A 16682-nucleotide genomic window follows, 5' to 3' on the forward strand; every position below is an offset into this window, starting at 1 on the left:
TCAGGCGCCTCCCTCGTTCCAGCCCAGTTTCTTGCGCAGCGTGGCGAAGTAGTTCCAGCCCTTGGGGTGCAGAAAGCGCACGCTGTGGTGGGCGCGGCTCACGAGGATGCGGTCGCCGTGCTGCAGCGAGGCCAGCGACTGCATGTCAAAATTGGCGCTGACATCGCGCCCGGCCACGACTTCGATCGTGACCTCGTTGGCATCGGACAGCACGATGGGGCGATTGGACAGGTTGTGCGGCGCAATGGGTGCCATCACCCAGGCGGGGATGGACGGATGCATCATCGGCCCGCCGGCGGACAGCGCATAGGCCGTGGAGCCCGTGGGCGTGGCCACGATCAGGCCGTCGGCGCGCTGGTTGGAGACAAAGCGGCCGCCGACCTCGATGCGCAACTCCACCATGCCGGAGGTGCCGCCGCGGTTGACCACCACGTCGTTCATGGCCAGGGCCTCGAACACGCATTCGCCCTCGCGGATCACGCGGGCGCACATCAGGGGACGCAGGTCCTCTTCGTACTCGCCCTGCAGCATGGGGGTGAGCGTGGCCTCGAAGTCCTCCAGCGCGATGTCGGTGACAAAGCCCAGGCGGCCCTGGTTCACCCCGATCAGGGGCGTTCCGTATTGCGCCAGGTGCCGGCTCACGCCGAGCATGGTGCCGTCGCCGCCGACGACCAGGCCCAGGTCGCAATGCCTGCCCAGGCCATCGACATCGAGGGTGGGGTAGTCTGTGAGCCCTGCGTGCAGGGCCGATTGGGTATCAAGCACGACTTCGCAGCCCTGGCGCCTGAGGAAGTCCGCAATGCGCTCGAGCGCGTTGCTGGCATTCTCGGACGGGGCGCTTGCGCTGGGAGCGTGGTACTTCCCGATCAAGGCAACGTGGCGAAACGTGGACGTCATTTCTGGAAATTACATCATTAAAATCATCACATGCTCGACGAACGTGCCAAGTTGTTGCTCAAAGCGCTGATCGAGCGTTACATCGCTGACGGCCAGCCTGTGGGCTCGCGGACCCTGTCGCGTGCGTCGGGGCTTGAATTGTCGCCTGCCACGATACGCAATGTGATGGCTGACCTCGAAGACCTGGGGTTGATCATCAGTCCGCACACCTCGGCCGGCCGCATTCCGACCGCCCGGGGCTACCGGCTGTTCGTGGACACCATGCTCACGGCGGACCGTGCAGATATCGTGACGCCCGAGCTCGTGCCCGAGCAGCCGCAGAAAGTCATCGCCAACGCCGCCAATCTGCTGTCCAGCCTTTCCCAGTTCGTGGGCGTGGTGCTGGTGCCTCGCCGCACCTCGGTGTTCAAGCACATCGAATTCGTGCGACTGTCGGAGCGGCGCTTTCTGGTCATCATCGTCTCGCCCGACGGTGACGTGCAAAACCGCGTCATCTTCACCGACGTGGATTACTCGGCCTCCCAGCTGATCGAGGCATCGAACTTTCTCAACAGCCACTACGCAGGCCTGGCCATGGAAGAGGTGCGCGAGCGCCTCAAGGGCGAGGTCGAGCTTTTGCGCGGCGAGGTGGCCACCCTCATGCAGGCAGCCGTCAACGTGGGCACGGAGGCCATGACCAGTGCCCAGGAGGACGTGGTCATCGCGGGCGAGCGCAACCTGCTGTCGGTCAGCGATTTCTCCAGCGACATGGGCAATCTGCGCCGCGCCTTCGACCTGTTCGAGCAAAAGACCCAGATCCTCAGGCTGCTGGATTTCTCCAGCCAGGCCGAAGGTGTGCGCATCTACATCGGGGGCGAAAGCCAGGTCGTGCCCTTCGAGGAGCTGTCCGTGGTCAGCGCGCCCTACGAGCTCGATGGCAAGGTGGTGGGCACGCTGGGCGTGATCGGCCCCACCCGCATGCACTACGACCGCATGATCCAGATCGTGGACATCACCTCCAAGCTGGTCAGCAACGCGCTGAGCCACAAGCGCTGAGCCGCGCAGGTTAGGATCTACAATAGCCGTTTGCCATGGCGTGCATCCGCGCTGCCTTGGTGAATCAGGGGCCTTAGCTCATGCTTGGTTAGAGCAGCGGACTCATAATCCGTTGGTGCCCAGTTCGACTCTGGGAGGCCCTACCATCCATTGGTATGAAAAAGCCTGCCGCCTTTCCGGGCGGCAGGCTTTTTTGCTGGGAGCGACGCTGCCGGCTGGCATGGCTGCGCCTGGCTGCCATTGAATGCGACTTCCAGGTTTTTTGCAGAAATATGGCGCTTTTGCCTGGAAGCTCCAAAACCCGCTGCTACAATGCGAAGCGTTGCGGCTGTAGCTCAGCTGGATAGAGTACTTGGCTACGAACCAAGGGGTCGTGGGTTCAATTCCTGCCAGCCGCACCAAAAAACGCAAAGCCCTGAAGTTGAAATACTTCAGGGCTTTTTCGTTTTCACGGGCCATCCGCTGGGATCCGCTGGGATGACACCCCCGGTCAGGCTTGCTGCGCCTTCGGCAGCACGATGCTGAAGGTGCTTCCCTGGCCTGGCGCGCTTTCTATCTGCAGCTGCCCGCCATGGCGGGCAGCCACGGTGCGGACAAAGGCCAGCCCAAGGCCTGCGCCGTCCAGGTGCTGATGGTGGTCCAGGCGCTCGAAGGGCTGGCTCAGGCGGGCGACGGCCTGCGCATCCATGCCGGGTCCGTGGTCCCGGATGGCGATGCGGCAATGGCCGGCGTCCTGCAGCAGCAGGCATTGCACCGTGGCGCCGCTTGCCGGTTGCCCGTGCGCTCCGTACTTGATGGCGTTGCCGATCAGGTTGACGGCTGCGCGGTGGAGCATGCCCGGGTCGCCCAGCACGGGGCATTCCTGCTCGGGCAGGCTGAATTCCAGCTGCACATGGGCGGCGCTGGCCTGGGCCCAGCAGCTTTCCACGGCCTGGTCCAGCACCAGGCCCAGGTCCAGCTGCTGCTGGCGCAGCGCCTGCTGCTGGGCACGAGCCAGGTGCACGAAATCGTCGGCCAGCTGCAGGGAGGCCTGGGCATAGCCTTCGATGCGCGGGAGCAGCATGCCCAGGTCGGGCGCTTGTACGGAACCACGCTGCATCTCCAGCAAGGTGATGATGGATGCCACGGGCGCCCGGATGTCGTGCGAGATGAACTGCATGGCCTGGTCGCGCTGGGCCTGGGCGCTGCGCAGATCGCTGATATCGACCAGGGTGATCAGCCAGCCCGTGGTGGGCGGAGCCTCGAAGGCCTGGACCAGCAGCATCAGGCTGCGGCCGCGACCGTCGCGCCCCTCGCTGCTGAGCGGCAGGCCGCCGGCGGCAAGCGCCCTGGCCGTGAGCAGCGGGCTGCCGGCTTGCGGGCCGGGCGCCGTGTCCAGCGCCTGCAGGCCATCGAGCAGCCTGGGAAGGGAGTCGCCAGCGCGCAGGTCGTGATCCAGGCTGCGCGCATAGGCATGGGCCGCGGCATTGGCCAGCAGCACATGGCCCTGGCGGTCGCAGACAAAGGTGGGCGAGGGCAGCTGGCGCAGGCTTTCGCTGACGAAATGGTGCAGGGCGCGCAGTTGCCGCGAAGCCTGCTCGACGGCGGCAATGCGCTGGTCCAGCAGGTCGCCGCCCAGGCGCAGCGCGGTGGGCAGGCCCTGGCCCTGCAGGTCTCGCAGTTCCAGCGCCAGAAAGCGGGCGGCGGCGCGCAGGCGCAGCCAGCTCCACAGCGGATAGGCCAGGGCCAGGCCCAGCAGGGCTGCGGCAGGGGCCGTCTGCACCTGCCAGATGCGTGGTGCCAGCCCGGCCAGCGACAGGCAGGCCAGGGCCAGCAGCGCGCAGGCCAGCATGCCGCCCGAAGGGCCCAGCCAGGCCAGGGCCAGCAGGGCCAGCAGCACGGCTGCGGTGTTGAGCGCACGGTCCAGCCCCGCCGAAGCGCGGTGTACGTGCGAGCCCTGCAGGCTGCCGTTGAGCACATGGGCCAGCATTTCCACGCTGGAGATGGGGCGCGCGCTGGCACCCAGCGGTGCGGTGAACTGCGCTCCCAGTCCGGCGGCCGTCGTTCCTATGAGCACGTATTTGCCGCGAAATGCCGCAGCAGGAATGCGGCCGCGCAGCACGTCGATGTACGAATAGGTGGTGAAGGGCGAGCGGTCACGCGCGCCCTGCTCGGGCCTGGCCTGTGCGAAGGCAATGATCTCCCGCTGGCGGCGCTGCCATGCGGGTGTGCCGGGGTCCAGCGGCGGCACGGGTTCGGGGCGGGCGCATGCGCGGCCGTGCTGGCCCACGCAGTGCAGGGCCAGCGCCATGTGCCACCAGGGCTGCTGCGCGCTGCCTTCAATGGCATGGAAGCTGCGCACGGCGCCGTCGGAATCCACGGGCAGCTGGGTGTGGCCCAGCGCTGCCGCAGCCTGTGCAAAGGCCGGCAGCGGATCCGTGCCCGACGCCACGGGCAAGGCGGTGCGGCCGCTGCGCTGCAGGACGCGCGCCAGCAGCAGATCATCGCCTGGATAGTCCAGATCTTCTTCGCTGAGCATCACGTCCAGGCCGATGGCGCGCGGCGGGGCCTGGCTGATGCGCTCCAGCAGGCCCGCGTGCAAGGCACGCCTCCAGGGCCAGCGGCCTATGGCGTCGATGCTGGCATTGTCGATGGCCACGATGACGATGTCCTGAGATGCCTTGGGGCGGTGCAGCCAGCTGGCCGTGTCCTGCACCAGTCCGTTGATGCGCTCCAGCTGCCCGTCACCGCTGAGCCAGAACACCAGGGACAGCAGTCCCGCCGCCAGCAGCAGCCAGTCCCGCCGCAGCCCCCGGCCACGCGCGGGCGCCGGCTGCACCTGCTGCGCCGGCGTGGCGGGACTGTCAGGCGAAGGCGGCAGGGTGGACAAGCGTGGTCAAGGATTGAACGGGTGCGGTTACTGGCGCTGCAGGCGCTCTCCGCTGCCCGATTGCATCATCTCGCCGCTGGCATCGACGATCCAGCTGCCGGTGCGGAACTGGCGTGCGGCCGAGAAATCGCTGCGCAGGCCGTTGGCGTCCTCGATCTGCAGCCGCAGGTAGTAGCTGCCTGCGGGCAGGTCCTCGGTGCTCCATTGCGGCTGGTCGGTCCAGAGGTCAACCAGCGGCGCGGTGAACTCCTGGTCGCGCGCCACCATCACGTGGTAGCGCTGGCCGGGCTCGCCACTCCAGCGGATCTGGCGGCTGCCCTCGGCGGGGCCGTCGCCCATCTGCAGCGCGCTGGCCGAGGGCTGGGGCGGCACGGCCGCCAGCTGCATGGCCTGGGCTGCGGCGAACGGGCCCTGGTCGGGCTTGCCGTCGGCCAGCGTGCGGATGCTGGCGGCGCGCCAAAGATAGCGGCCGGCCGGCAGCCGGGCCAGCGCGGCTGCGGGCAATGTGCAGTCGTTCAGGTCGCGCGCGTCGATGGCAGGTTCGGCAAAGCCGGCCTGGGCATCGGCAGAAACGACCTGGATGCGGTAGCGCACGGCGCCCACCACCTTGGTGCACTGCAGGCCGGCGCGGCCCAGGCCCACGGTGGCGTCGGCCTGCGGTGATTCGTACAGCGGCGGCACGGGATGGGCCTTGACGCGCAGGGCGCGCCGGCTGGCTGCACCCGGAATGCCCTGGGCGTCGATGCCGCGCAGGGACAGTACATAGTCGCCATCGTCCACGCCTGCCAGGCGCAGCGGTGAGGCCATGGCCTGGAAGCTGGCGCTGCGCAGCACCTGGGTCATGTCCGCGTCGCGCGACAGCTGCAGCTGGTAACGCACGGCGCCGGGCAAGGCCGGCAGGGGCAGGCTGATCCAGTTGGCGTCTTCCGCCAAGGCGGGCCAGGCGGTGATGTCGGGCGCACCCAGCATGGGGCGGGGTTGGCCGACGCGGCCGTCTGCCGCCACGGCCACGCCCTGGCCGGGGTGCAGCAGCGCATCGCCGGAAGGTGCGCCAGAGGCGTCCGAGCCCACGGCGACCGTGCCTTCATCGACGGCGGCCGCTGTCCTGCCTGCCGCATCGGTCTGCACCAGGAAACGCGTGCCCCGCACGCTGGTCGATGCCGCAGGCGTGCGCACTTCGAAGCGGCGCTGGGCATTGCCCTGCTCGGGGGGGACCGAGGCCTCCACGCTGCCTTCTCGCAGGTCGATCACGGACTGCAGGCTGCCGGCCCGGCCCTTGCGGCGCATCTGGCGCAGCAGGACATCGGACTGCGACTGCACGCGCACCAAAGAGCCATCGGCCAGGCGCACGGCCACAAAGGCGTCCGGCGCAAGCTGCAGTCGATCGCCTTCCTGCAGCGTCTGTCCCTTGCGCAGGACCTGGCCAGCGTCTTCGGCCGAGCCGCCTTGCGTGTCGGCCAGATGGTCGAGCGCGCGTGTGCTGCGCGCATCGCCCTGCACGAATTCCACGGAGGCCACGGCGGCGCGCAGCAGGCGCACGGGAATCTCCAGCACGGAGCCGGGCCGCAGACGGTACGGGTTGGCCACGCCGTTGTGCTGCTGCAGCTGGGTCCACTGGCGTGCATCGCCCAGGTAGCGGCTGGCCAGCTGTTCCAGGGTGTCGCCTGTGGCCACGCGGTGGGCGAGCATGTCGCCGCCGCTGGCGGCGGGTTTGATCTGGGCCTGTGTGGCGGCAGCGCCCAGCAGGGCCAGGCTTGCCAGCAGGCAGGCCCGCGCGACGGGCCCGCGCAGGCTGGCGGCGAGCAAGAGTCTGTTCATGGTGTTTGAGGTGCCGCCTGCAATGCCTCGTCAGGCACGTCCAGGCGGTAGCCGTAGCCGTACACGGCGCTGATGGCGTAGGGCTGACCGGCGCGCAGGTTCAGCAGCGCGCGCAGGCGCGAGATATGTGTGTCCAGCGAGCGTGACTGCACTTCGGCGTTGTGGCCCCACACGGCTTCGCGCAGGTGTTCGCGCGACAGCAGGCGGCCCTGGTTCTGGAACAGCGTCAGGGCCAGCGTGTATTCGCGGTGCGTCACCTCGATGGGCTGGCCATTCATTTCCAGGCTGTTGGTGGTGGTGAGGAACCGGAAGGGGCCGAACTCCAGCACGCTTTGCGTGTTCACCGGATAGGCGCGGCGCAGCAGGGCGGCCATGCGCGCGCGCAGCTCGCCGTGGCGCACGGGCTTGACCATGAAATCGTCTGCGCCGCAGGACAGGCCTTCGACGATGTCGGCCTCTTCGCTGCGGTGGGTGATGATGAGGATGGGCAGCTCGCGGCTCACATGTCCGCGCGTCCACCGCACCAGGTCCGTTCCTTCCATGTCCGGAAGGTGCCAGTCCACGATCAGAAGGTCGAAGCTCTCGCGGCGCAGTTCCAACTGCAGGGCCGAGCCCGTCTGGTAGGTGTGGCAGCTGTGGCCCGTCTCCAGCGCAACCTGACGCAGCATCTCCAGTTGCAGCGGATCATCGTCCAGAGCAGCGATACGCATCCCAATGTCCTTTCACGCAAGCGCCAGAATCCCGGGCGCAGGGCTTGCGGGCAAGACTGCCCGCAAATATGCGGTTTCTCAAGCGAAGCTTACCCTTACTCCGAAGCATCGCGCAGTTGCTGCAGGGCGGCCAGCACCAACTGCGCGTCGGCGGGCTGCAGCCGGGACTGCAGTGCGGACAGGGCCGCCTCGCCTTCCCTTTGCAGTTGGCCGATGGCCTGGCCGGCTTCCTTGGGGGCGTCGAAGCCCAGGCTTTGCAGCAGCAGCTGGCCGTCGGCAGCCACGAGCTTGAAGTAGAACTTGCCGTCGGCTTCGCGGTATTGCTTGAACTGGGGCAGGGCCTGCTTCGCGGCCTTGGCCTTGGCGGCCACGGGGGCCTGGGCCAGGCTGCGCAGGCCGACGGCCGAGCGCAGTTCGCGGATCAGGGGCAGGGTCTCGCGGCGGGCCTTGGTGGCGCCGGCCTGCAGGATGTCCTCCAGTTCGCCCGGATGGGCCACCAGGTGCTCGTAGCGCTCGCGCATGGGGGCCAGCTCGCGGTCGATGCGCTCGAACAGCTGCTGCTTGGCGTCGCCCCAGGCAATGCCTTCGGCGTACTGGCGGCGCAGCGCCTCGGTTTCTTCCTCGCTGGCAAAGCCCTGGTAGATCTGGAACAGGGCCGAACCCTCGACTTCCTTGGGCTCGCCGGGCGTGCGCGAATCGGTGGTGATGCTGCCGATGAGCTTGCGCAGCTGCTCGCGCGTGGAGAACAGCGGGATGGTGTTGTTGTAGCTCTTGCTCATCTTGCGGCCGTCCAGGCCGGGCAGCGTGGCCACGTTGTCCTCGACCTGTGCCTCGGGCAGCGTGAAGAACTCGCCGCCATAGATGTGGTTGAAGCTGGAGGCCATGTCGCGCGCCATCTCGATGTGCTGGACCTGGTCGCGGCCCACGGGCACCTTGTGGGCGTTGAAGGCCAGGATGTCGGCAGCCATCAGCACGGGGTACATGAACAGGCCGGCAGTCACGCCGTCATCGGTCTCGGCGCCGTCCGCGTGGTTCTTGTCCACGGCCGCCTTGTAGGCGTGGGCGCGGTTGAGCAGGCCCTTGCCGGTCACGCAGGTCAGCAGCCAGCACAGCTCGGGGATCTCGGGGATGTCGGACTGGCGGTAGAAGGTCACATGCTCGGGGTCCAGCCCCGCCGCCAGCCAGCTGGCCGCGATCTCGATGGTGGAGCGCTGCACGCGCGCCGGGTCCTGGCACTTGATCAGTGCGTGGTAGTCGGCCAGGAAGTAGAAGTTCTCCACCTCGCGCGAGCGGCTGGCCGCGATGGCCGGGCGCAGCATGCCGGCATAGTTGCCGAGGTGCGGGGTTCCGCTGGGAGTGATGCCGGTGAGGAAACGGATGGTGCTCATGACGGGAGACTGCGACAGGCAATAGAGAGAAAAGAAGGGAATCTGACGGGCAGGCTGGGCGGGTCTGCCGCGCGTTCAGCGCAGCAGCGCGATCAGCGGCGTCAACGCGAGATCGATCACGGCATAGCCGAGATCCATCAGCGGCCGTAGCCACAGGCTGCCGACCACGCCGGCGATGACCAGTCCCATGACGATGAAGAATCCCCAGGGTTCGATTCGCGCCACCCATTGCGCCTGGCGCCAGGGCAGCAGGCCGACGAGGATGCGCCCGCCGTCCAGCGGCGGCAGCGGGAAGAGGTTGAAGGCCCACATCACCAGATTGACCAGGATGCCGGCGCGGCACATTTCAATGAAGAAGCGCTCGCCCACTCCCGATCCGACCAGAACCACGAGCAGCACGCCCCACATCAGCGCCTGCACGAAATTGGAGGCCGGGCCCGCCAGGGCCACCCAGATCATGTCGCGCTTGGGGTTGCGCAACTGGTCGAAGCGCACGGGCACGGGCTTGGCGTAGCCGAACAGGAAGGCGCCCGAGGTGGCGAAATACAGCAGCAGCGGCATCAGGATGGTGCCGATGGGGTCGATGTGCTTGATGGGGTTGAGCGTGATGCGTCCCATCATGGCGGCCGTGTTGTCGCCGAAGTGGCGTGCGGCATAGCCGTGGGCAGCCTCGTGCACCGTGATCGCGAAGAGCACGGGCAGGGCATAGATGAGTACGGTCTGGATGAGGTTGGAGATGTCCACGGCGGGCATTGTCTCAGACGGCGGCCACCCTTGCCGCTGGGCACCGCCAGAGCCCGTGCGCAGCGCTGCGGCCGACCGGATATGGTGGTTTCCCGCGGATTGGCAACAGCCGCCTCTGTGTTGCAAAATGAAACAGCAATGCGATGGGCGAATCAACAGGTTTTTCACCAAGGCCCTCGGGCCATATGGACAAGAGGTGGCACGTGGGCGTACTGGGCTTGGGCAGGCTGCCGATAGGCTGGCGGCTGGTGATTGCGTTCGGCGGTATCAATCTGCTGGTGTTCACGATGATGGCGGTCACGGTGCTCTCGCTGGGGCAGGCCGAGCAGGCGCTGGCGGCCGGCGGGGCGACCACGGTGGCCGAGCAGGCGCTGGTGCACACGCGCTGGTGGGTGCTGGGCCTGGGGGCGGCCGTCTGCACACTGGCCCTGGTGGCCTGGTTCAGCCTGCGGCGCGGCATCGTGCAGCCGCTGGGCCAGGCCATCCTGATTGCCGAAACGGTGGCCGCCGGCGACCTGAGCCAGGAGTTTTCGACCGAGCTGCAGGGCGACTTCGGCCGCCTGCTGGGCGCGCTGGGCACCATGGAAGACACGCTGACCGAGCTGGTCGGCCGCATCAAGCAGTCCACGGATTCCATCGGCCTGTCGGCCGGTGAGATCGACGCCGGCAACACCGACCTGTCGCGCCGCACCGAGGCCCAGGTCTCGGCGTTGGCCCAGACGGCGGCCAGCATGGAGCAGCTCACGGCCACCGTGCGCCAGAACGCGGAGCGCGCGCATTCGGCCAGCGGCCTGGCCGTCGATGCATCGTCCACGGCCAGGCGCGGGGGGGCCGTGGTGGGCGAGGTGGTGCAGACCATGGAGGCCATCAGCGGCAGCTCGCGCAAGATCGTGGACATCATCCAGGTCATCGAAGGCATTGCCTTCCAGACCAATATCCTTGCGCTGAACGCGGCCGTGGAGGCGGCACGCGCGGGCGAACAGGGCCGGGGCTTCGCCGTGGTGGCCAGCGAGGTGCGCAGCCTGGCCGGCCGTTCGGCCGAGGCTGCCAAGCAGATCAAGGAACTGATCACCACCAGCGTGCGCCAGGTGGAAAGCGGCGCGGGCCTGGTCAACCAGGCGGGGGCCACCATGCAGGAGATTGTCGGCGCCGTGGGCCAGGTCTCGGGCCTGCTCGGCGAAATGTCGCAGGCCCTGCGCGAGCAAAGCGAAGGCATTGCCCAGGTCAACGCCGCCGTGGGCCACATGGACAGCGCCACCCAGGAGAACGCGGCCCTGGTGCATCAGGCCTCGCGTGCGGCCTCAGCGTTGAGCGAGCGCGCCCAGGAGCTGGAGCAGGCCGTGGGCGCCTTCAAGCTCGATGACGAGCCGCAGGATGCTGGCGCTGGCGTGCGGGTGCAGCCGCAGAAGCCGTCGATGGCTCCCGCCGCAGTCTTGTCCGCCGCTGTGACGAGGCCGTTGCAGCGCGCGCCGGCTGCTGCACCCCGGCCCCTGGAGTGGGCGCAGCACTGAACGCCTTTCAGGATCAAGCTGCAAAAACAGACGCCGGGCATGCCCGGCGTTGATGTTTGTGCGGGGGGTGGGGTGATTCAGGTCATTTCCAGGCCCAGGGCCTCCAGGCTGCCCCGGCCTTGCCGCACCACGGTGGGCGGATTGCCCAGGGCCATGGGCACCAGGTCGATCACCGTGGTCGGCTCCGAGGGGCAGGCACCTGCATCGACGATGGCATCGAGCTCGTGGGGAAAGCGCTCCAGGATGGCATCCGCGTCATGCAGGGCCTCGGTCTCTCCGGGCGGGATCAGCGTGGTGGCGATCAGCGGCTCGCCCAGCTGCTCCAGCAGCAGCTGCGTGCCCTTGCGGTCCGGCACGCGCAGGCCGATGGTCTTGCGCGAGGGGTGGCTCAGGCGCTTGGGCACTTCCTTGGAGGCTTCCAGGATGAAGGTGTACGGCCCCGGTGTGGCCAGCTTCAACAGCCGGTACTGGCGGTTGTCCACGCGCGCATGGCTGGACAGCTCCGACAGGTCGCGGCACAGCAGCGTGAGGTGGTGCTTGTCGTTGATCTGGCGGATGCGGCGCAGCCGCTCCACCGCAGGGCGGTCGTCCAGATGGCAGACCAGTGCATAGCTGGAGTCCGTGGGAATGGCCAGGATGGCGCCCTGGCGCAGCATGTCGGCGGCCTGCTTGATGAGACGGGGCTGGGGATTGTCGGGGTGGGCTTCGAAGCGTAGGACCATGGTGTGCGTTGTTTGCGGGAAGGGCTCAGGCCGGCTGAATGCGCTCGCCCAGCAGTTCCCATACCGGCGTCAGCTGGCCCGGCAGGTAGGGCAGGTCGCCCAGGTCGGTATGCGACTCCTCGGGGCTGTGGAAGTCGCTGCCGCGCGAGGCGGCCAGGCCGAACTCGCGGGCCATGTCGGCATAGACGGCGTACTCGCTGGGGCGGTGGCTGCCGGTGACGACCTCCACGCCCTGGCCCCCATGGGCCTTGAATTCGGAAAACAGCGCGTACTCCTCGTTGGCCGTCAGCGCATAGCGGGCCGGGTGGGCGATCACCGCCACGCCGCCGGCCTGCGTGATCCAGCGCACGGCGTCGGCCAGGCGCGCCCAGGTATGGGGCACGTAGCCGGGATGGCCTTCGGTCAGGTAGTGGCGGAACACCTCGCCGGTGTCGCGGCAGCGGCCGGATTCCACGAGAAAGCGCGCGAAATGCGTGCGCGAGATCAGCGCGGGATTGCCGGCAAAGCGCAGCGCGCCTTCGTAGCTGCCTTCAATGCCGGCCAGCTCCAGCTGGCGGGCCATCTCGCGGGCGCGGGGACCGCGTCCGTCGCGCGTGGCATGCAGGCCTTCGACCAGGGCCGGGTCGTCTGCGTCAAAGCCCAGGCCCACGATGTGCACCGTGGCGCCTGCAAAGCTCACCGAGATCTCTGCGCCCGTCAGGTAGTCCAGGCCGCAGGCGCGCGCTGCGGCGGCTGCGCGGTGCTGGCCGCCGACCTCGTCGTGGTCGGTCAGCGCCCACAGCTGCACGCCGCGGGCCGCGGCACGTTCGGCCAGTTGTTCAGGCGTCAGCGTTCCATCCGAGACCACGGAGTGGCTGTGCAGATCGGCATTCAGATAGGACTTGGGCACCGGCCCATTGTAGGTGTCGGTCCTTTTCCGAGCCTGGCGCTGCGGCTGGGGACTTCCCTGAGTGCGGGTTTACCGCCCTCAATAGTGACAGCGGCATGACGATGATCAGCCAGGCGCCGTCAAGGGTGGACAAGAATGATTGCCCGGAGCGAAGGTCGGCGGGGCGCCATGGCCAGGCTCCGGCATTGTTAGAAAAAAGATCGGTTTTTCCATGAATCTGAATCAAATCACCGTCGCCCAGAAACTCTGGGCCCTGGTGCTGGGACTGCTGGTGAGCATGCTGGCGGTCAACGGCGGCATCCTGTTCTATCTGCACGGAGTCAACGAGAAGATCAACACCGACGTGATGACCGCGCAGCGCGGCGCCACGCTGGCGCGCGAGTGGCGGCATCTGACCCAGATGAGCGTGGAGCGCTCCATCGTCGCGGCCATGTCACCCGACGAGACGCTGGCGGCGCAGCAGCGCGCGCTGATGAGCAAGGGCATAGAACGCATCAACGTGCTGCAAAAGCAGGTGGGCGAGCTGCAGCTCGATGCCAAGGGCAAACAGGCGCTGGAGGCCGTGGCGGCCGAGCGCCGGGAAACGCTCAAGGCCAACTCGGCGGCCCAGGATGCGCGCAAGGCCAGCGACTTCGCCTCCACCTTCGACATCGTGGAAAAGCAGCTGCGCCCGGCGGCCGAGCGCTACAACACGGCGCAGGAAGCCTTTGTGCAGCAGCAGGAGCGCCAAAGCGAGCTGGCGCGCGAGGAGGGCGTCGCCCACCGCACCCGGGCCTACTGGATCGGCGCCCTGGCCAGCGCGCTCATCGTGGCCCTGGGCCTGTTCATGGGCATGGCCATCATGCGTTCCATCACACGGCCGCTGGACCAGGCCGTGGCGCTGGCCGACGGCATTGCCGCAGGCGATCTCACGGGGTCGGTGCAAAGCAACCGGGGCGATGAGCTGGGCCATCTGCTGCAGGCGCTCAACGGCATGGCGCAGCGGCTGCGCGGCGTGGTGGGCGAGGTGCGTTCGGGCGTGGAGTCCGTGTCCACGGCTTCCAACCAGATCGCCAGCGGCAACCAGGACCTGTCCTCGCGTACCGAGCAGACGGCGGCGAATCTGGAGGAGACGGCGGCCAGCATGGAGGAGCTGACGGCCACCGTCACCCAGTCGGCCGATACGGCGCGCCAGGCCAACCAGCTGGCCGCCACGGCCGCGCAGGCGGCCGAGCAGGGTGGCGCCGTGGTGGCCCAGGTGGTCACCAGCATGCAGCAGATCACGGACAGCAGCCGCAAGATCGCCGACATCATCGGCGTGATCGACGGCATTGCCTTCCAGACCAACATCCTGGCGCTCAACGCCGCCGTGGAAGCGGCCCGCGCAGGCGAGCAGGGCCGGGGCTTTGCCGTGGTGGCCGGCGAGGTGCGTTCGCTGGCGCAGCGCAGTGCCGAGGCCGCCAAGGAGATCAAGCTGCTGATCACCACCAGCGTGGACAACGTGCAGTCGGGCTCGCAGCAGGTGGAGCAGGCGGGGCGCTCCATGGAGGAAATCGTCTCCAGCGTGCGCCGCGTCAGCGACCTCATCGGCGAGATCACCGCCTCGTCCACCGAGCAGCGCGACGGCATTGGCCAGGTCAACCAGGCCGTGAGCCAGCTCGACCAGATGACGCAGCAGAATGCGGCCCTGGTCGAGGAATCCAGCGCGGCTGCGCTGGCCATGCAGGACCAGGCGCGGCGCCTGTCCGAGGTGGTGGCGGTGTTCAAGCTGGGGCAGGAAGGCAGTGCGCTGGCACCGGCCCGGGCGCAGGCGCCCGCCAGTTCAGCCGCCGTGGCGCGCCGACCGGCAGCAGCCCCTGCAGCGGCGGCGCGTCCCGCGCCCGCGGCACGCCCGGCTGCCGCCGTGCGCAATGCACCGGCGCCCCAGATCCAGCCGCCGGTGGCCAAGGCGCCCGCCCGGGCACCTGCCAAGGCCGGCGCGGACGACGACTGGGAGACCTTCTAGCGGGAGGAGCGGGGATGCAGGCCGGCGCGTCCATGTGCGCCGGCCTGCAGGCCTTCGTCAGTTGCGCGGTTTGCCGTAGTCGGGCGAGCGCGGGCCCGGCAGCAGTCCGCGCTGCGCCATGGGCGACAGCAGGCGCTGGTTGGCGATGGAGGCGATCTGCACGCTGCGGTCGTTCATGGTGTCCAGGATCTGGTTGAGCAGTGCCGTCACCAGAATGCCGACCAGTCCGCCGCCCGAGCTTTGGCCTTCGGCACTGGAGGCCGTGGCGCTGCCGTCCCACAGCTGTGTGCCGGTACGCAGGTCCACCAGTTTGGCGTCCAGCGTGACCACCGAGGCGCTGCTGATCACCGCATAGCTGGTGCCGTAGTTGCGGATGTTCAGGTACAGGGCCGCATCGGCGCCAAAGATTTCACGGAGCTTGGCCACGGGCAGTTCCTGCGCATCGTCGGCGCTGACGATGCCGTTCTGGCGGAACATTTCCTCGGTGACCGCCACGGGCAGGACGTAGTAGCCAGCCTCGGCCAGCGGCAGCGTGATCTGCGACAGCACGCCGGCCGGCGCATTCACTTCCGGCGACTGGTTCAGCGCGGGCATGACCAGGATGGATGCAGGCTTGGATGCCCGCAGTGCCGAATAGTCATAGGGCGCAGTGGTGGCGCACCCGGTCAGTGCGACGGTCATGGCCAGGGCCAGGGTCTTGATGTGTGTGCTCAGGCGCATCTCAATCCTTGCGGGCCGTGAAGGTTTGCAGCAGCGTGTCCATGAACTTGGCGGATTCGGGGAAATGCTGCTTTTCCTCTGCCAATTGCTGCACCGTCTTTTCGTTGTTGCCGGTCCGGGAATACAGCATGGCCATATGGGCGCGATAGCCGGGGGGCAAAGCCTTTCCCTCGGCCTGCACCTTCAGGCGGGTTTCTTCCAGCTTGAGCAATTGGTCCTCGGCGCCTGTGCTTCCGTCATCCTTGAGGTATTGATAGACCTGGGGCTGGTAATCGTTCCAGGCATACAGAGGCTGGCGCGGTGCGGCGCAGCCGGCCAACGAGGCGCAAACGGCCAGTGCAGCCAGGGTTGCGGCCGAATGGGGAATCTGCTTCATTGCGCGGGCTTCCATGCACCGCTGTCCATGCCGGCCGCCAGCTTGTCCACGGCTTCGCGGATGGCCAGATCCAGCACCTTGCCATTGAGTGTGGAGTCATAGCCGGCCGTGCTGCCGAATCCCACGATTTCCCGGTTCGACAGGCTGTATTCGCCTGCGCCCTGCACCGAATAGACGACTTCGGAGGTCTGCACCCGGACGATGTTCAGGCTGACCTTGGCATAGGCCACCTGCTCCTTGCCACGGCCGAGCACGCCGAAGAACTGGCGGTCCCCGACCACCTTGCGGCCGAACTCGCTCACGTCGCCGGTCACGACGTAGGTGGCGCCCTTGATCGCCTGCTCCTGCCGGTTGAAGCCCGCTTCCTGGCGGGTCTCGGACATGTTGTCGCGGTCCAGCACGCTGAATCGGCCGCTTTGCTGCAGGTGGGTTACCAAGATGGTTCTGGCCTGGCCACCGAGGCGGTCGACTCCGTCCGAGAAAATGCCGCGCTGGAAGCTGGAGCGGTTGTCGAACTTGCCCACGGAAATGGGGCTGCGCGGGCCTTGATAGGCGCTGTATGCAGAAGCGGGTTTGGCCGTTTCAAGCGTGCGCGATTGCTCGGTGGTGGCGCAGCCGGAAAGGCCGGCGGCCAGGGTGATGGCAAGGGTCGAGCAAGGCAAAATGCGAAAAGTCATGAGTGGTTTCCCCAATTTTCTTGGAATGAATTTGCAATATTTTGTTGCAAAGCCGAGAATATTAACTGAGCGGCTCCGCGAAAGGTGCAGCGACTCTCTAAAGGATTGTTTGAACTTTCGTTCGCTGCGATCGGTAGACTGAGTAGGGTTTGACGATGTGGGATGTTTCCGGTCTCAGGGATACCGTCTTGGCCAACTGAAGAAATACGCCTCTCTGCGAAGGATGCCTGGGCCTGAATTCAACAGGCCTCCGTGGCTATTTCACATCCCGGCATTTCGGGGTGGAATGTTCATCTTTTCCTCGATTTGCACCTGGCTTTTCACGCTCTCCTGCTCGATTTC

Annotated in this window: 14 protein-coding genes and 2 tRNA genes; 5 read left to right on the plus strand and 11 right to left on the minus strand. The window is 67.4% G+C overall.

The features are described 5' to 3' along the window. A complete protein-coding gene (locus DTS01S_RS04205; RefSeq protein ID WP_016451050.1) occupies positions 1 to 897 on the minus strand; it encodes an NAD kinase in 897 nt (298 codons plus the stop codon). A gap of 30 nt (positions 898 to 927) precedes the next feature. Between DTS01S_RS04205 and hrcA the strand changes: the two genes are divergently transcribed. The 3 genes from hrcA (at position 928) to DTS01S_RS04220 (ending at position 2333) form a co-directional block, all read left to right on the plus strand. Continuing rightward, the gene (gene hrcA, locus DTS01S_RS04210) at positions 928 to 1932 is read left to right on the plus strand and encodes a heat-inducible transcriptional repressor HrcA (protein ID WP_016445711.1); all 1005 of its coding nucleotides are present in this window, start codon (positions 928 to 930) and stop codon (positions 1930 to 1932) included. Positions 1933 to 1999: 67 nt separating this feature from the next. After that, positions 2000 to 2078, plus strand: a tRNA-Ile gene (locus DTS01S_RS04215). A 178-nt stretch (positions 2079 to 2256) separates the two neighbouring features. Then, a tRNA-Arg gene (locus DTS01S_RS04220) sits at positions 2257 to 2333 on the plus strand. Between the two features lie 89 nt (positions 2334 to 2422). On the opposite strand, the gene DTS01S_RS04225 is transcribed toward DTS01S_RS04220, so the two are convergent. From DTS01S_RS04225 to DTS01S_RS04245, 5 genes are all read right to left on the minus strand, one after another. Beyond that, positions 2423 to 4801, minus strand: coding sequence for a CHASE2 domain-containing protein (locus DTS01S_RS04225; protein WP_061287380.1), 2379 nt, complete (start codon positions 4799 to 4801; stop codon positions 2423 to 2425). A 27-nt stretch (positions 4802 to 4828) separates the two neighbouring features. Next, positions 4829 to 6619 carry a FecR family protein gene (locus DTS01S_RS04230; protein WP_017404605.1) on the minus strand — a complete coding sequence of 597 codons (1791 nt, stop codon included), beginning with the start codon at positions 6617 to 6619 and terminating at the stop codon, positions 4829 to 4831. Then, a complete protein-coding gene (locus DTS01S_RS04235; RefSeq protein ID WP_016445714.1) occupies positions 6616 to 7329 on the minus strand; it encodes a response regulator transcription factor in 714 nt (237 codons plus the stop codon). Before DTS01S_RS04235 ends, DTS01S_RS04230 begins: the two co-directional genes overlap by 4 nt. Before the next feature lie 95 nt (positions 7330 to 7424). Beyond that, positions 7425 to 8717, minus strand: coding sequence for a tryptophan--tRNA ligase (locus DTS01S_RS04240; RefSeq protein WP_017404606.1), 1293 nt, complete (start codon positions 8715 to 8717; stop codon positions 7425 to 7427). 75 nt (positions 8718 to 8792) lie between these two features. Continuing rightward, a complete protein-coding gene (locus DTS01S_RS04245) occupies positions 8793 to 9470 on the minus strand; it encodes a site-2 protease family protein (protein WP_016445716.1) in 678 nt (225 codons plus the stop codon). A gap of 176 nt (positions 9471 to 9646) precedes the next feature. Between DTS01S_RS04245 and DTS01S_RS04250 the strand changes: the two genes are divergently transcribed. Beyond that, positions 9647 to 10972: a methyl-accepting chemotaxis protein gene (locus DTS01S_RS04250; RefSeq protein WP_047217067.1), complete on the plus strand. Its 1326-nt coding sequence runs from the start codon at positions 9647 to 9649 to the stop codon at positions 10970 to 10972. Between the two features lie 77 nt (positions 10973 to 11049). Here DTS01S_RS04250 and DTS01S_RS04255 read toward each other — a convergent pair whose 3' ends face one another. Both DTS01S_RS04255 and DTS01S_RS04260 read right to left on the minus strand, forming a co-directional pair. After that, positions 11050 to 11694 carry an L-threonylcarbamoyladenylate synthase gene (locus DTS01S_RS04255; protein ID WP_016445718.1) on the minus strand — a complete coding sequence of 215 codons (645 nt, stop codon included), beginning with the start codon at positions 11692 to 11694 and terminating at the stop codon, positions 11050 to 11052. A gap of 25 nt (positions 11695 to 11719) precedes the next feature. Then, on the minus strand, positions 11720 to 12583 hold the full coding sequence (locus DTS01S_RS04260; protein ID WP_061287381.1) for a 3',5'-nucleoside bisphosphate phosphatase: 864 nt from the start codon (positions 12581 to 12583) through the stop codon (positions 11720 to 11722). A gap of 211 nt (positions 12584 to 12794) precedes the next feature. On the opposite strand from DTS01S_RS04260, the gene DTS01S_RS04265 reads away from it, so the two are divergent. Further along, a complete protein-coding gene (locus DTS01S_RS04265) occupies positions 12795 to 14567 on the plus strand; it encodes a methyl-accepting chemotaxis protein (RefSeq protein WP_046984442.1) in 1773 nt (590 codons plus the stop codon). A gap of 57 nt (positions 14568 to 14624) precedes the next feature. Here DTS01S_RS04265 and DTS01S_RS04270 read toward each other — a convergent pair whose 3' ends face one another. Genes DTS01S_RS04270 through DTS01S_RS04280 form a run of 3 tightly spaced genes read right to left on the minus strand, consistent with a single transcriptional unit; the run spans position 14625 to position 16340 of the window. Continuing rightward, on the minus strand, positions 14625 to 15287 hold the full coding sequence (locus DTS01S_RS04270; protein ID WP_017407772.1) for a DUF799 domain-containing protein: 663 nt from the start codon (positions 15285 to 15287) through the stop codon (positions 14625 to 14627). Between the two features lies 1 nt (position 15288). Then, a complete protein-coding gene (locus DTS01S_RS04275) occupies positions 15289 to 15663 on the minus strand; it encodes a DUF4810 domain-containing protein (protein ID WP_034364091.1) in 375 nt (124 codons plus the stop codon). Beyond that, positions 15660 to 16340, minus strand: coding sequence for a CsgG/HfaB family protein (locus DTS01S_RS04280; RefSeq protein WP_061287382.1), 681 nt, complete (start codon positions 16338 to 16340; stop codon positions 15660 to 15662). Before DTS01S_RS04280 ends, DTS01S_RS04275 begins: the two co-directional genes overlap by 4 nt. Between the last annotated feature and the right edge of the window lie 342 nt (positions 16341 to 16682).

The organism is Delftia tsuruhatensis NBRC 16741, assembly GCF_001571325.1.
GTDB lineage: Bacteria > Pseudomonadota > Gammaproteobacteria > Burkholderiales > Burkholderiaceae_C > Comamonas > Comamonas tsuruhatensis.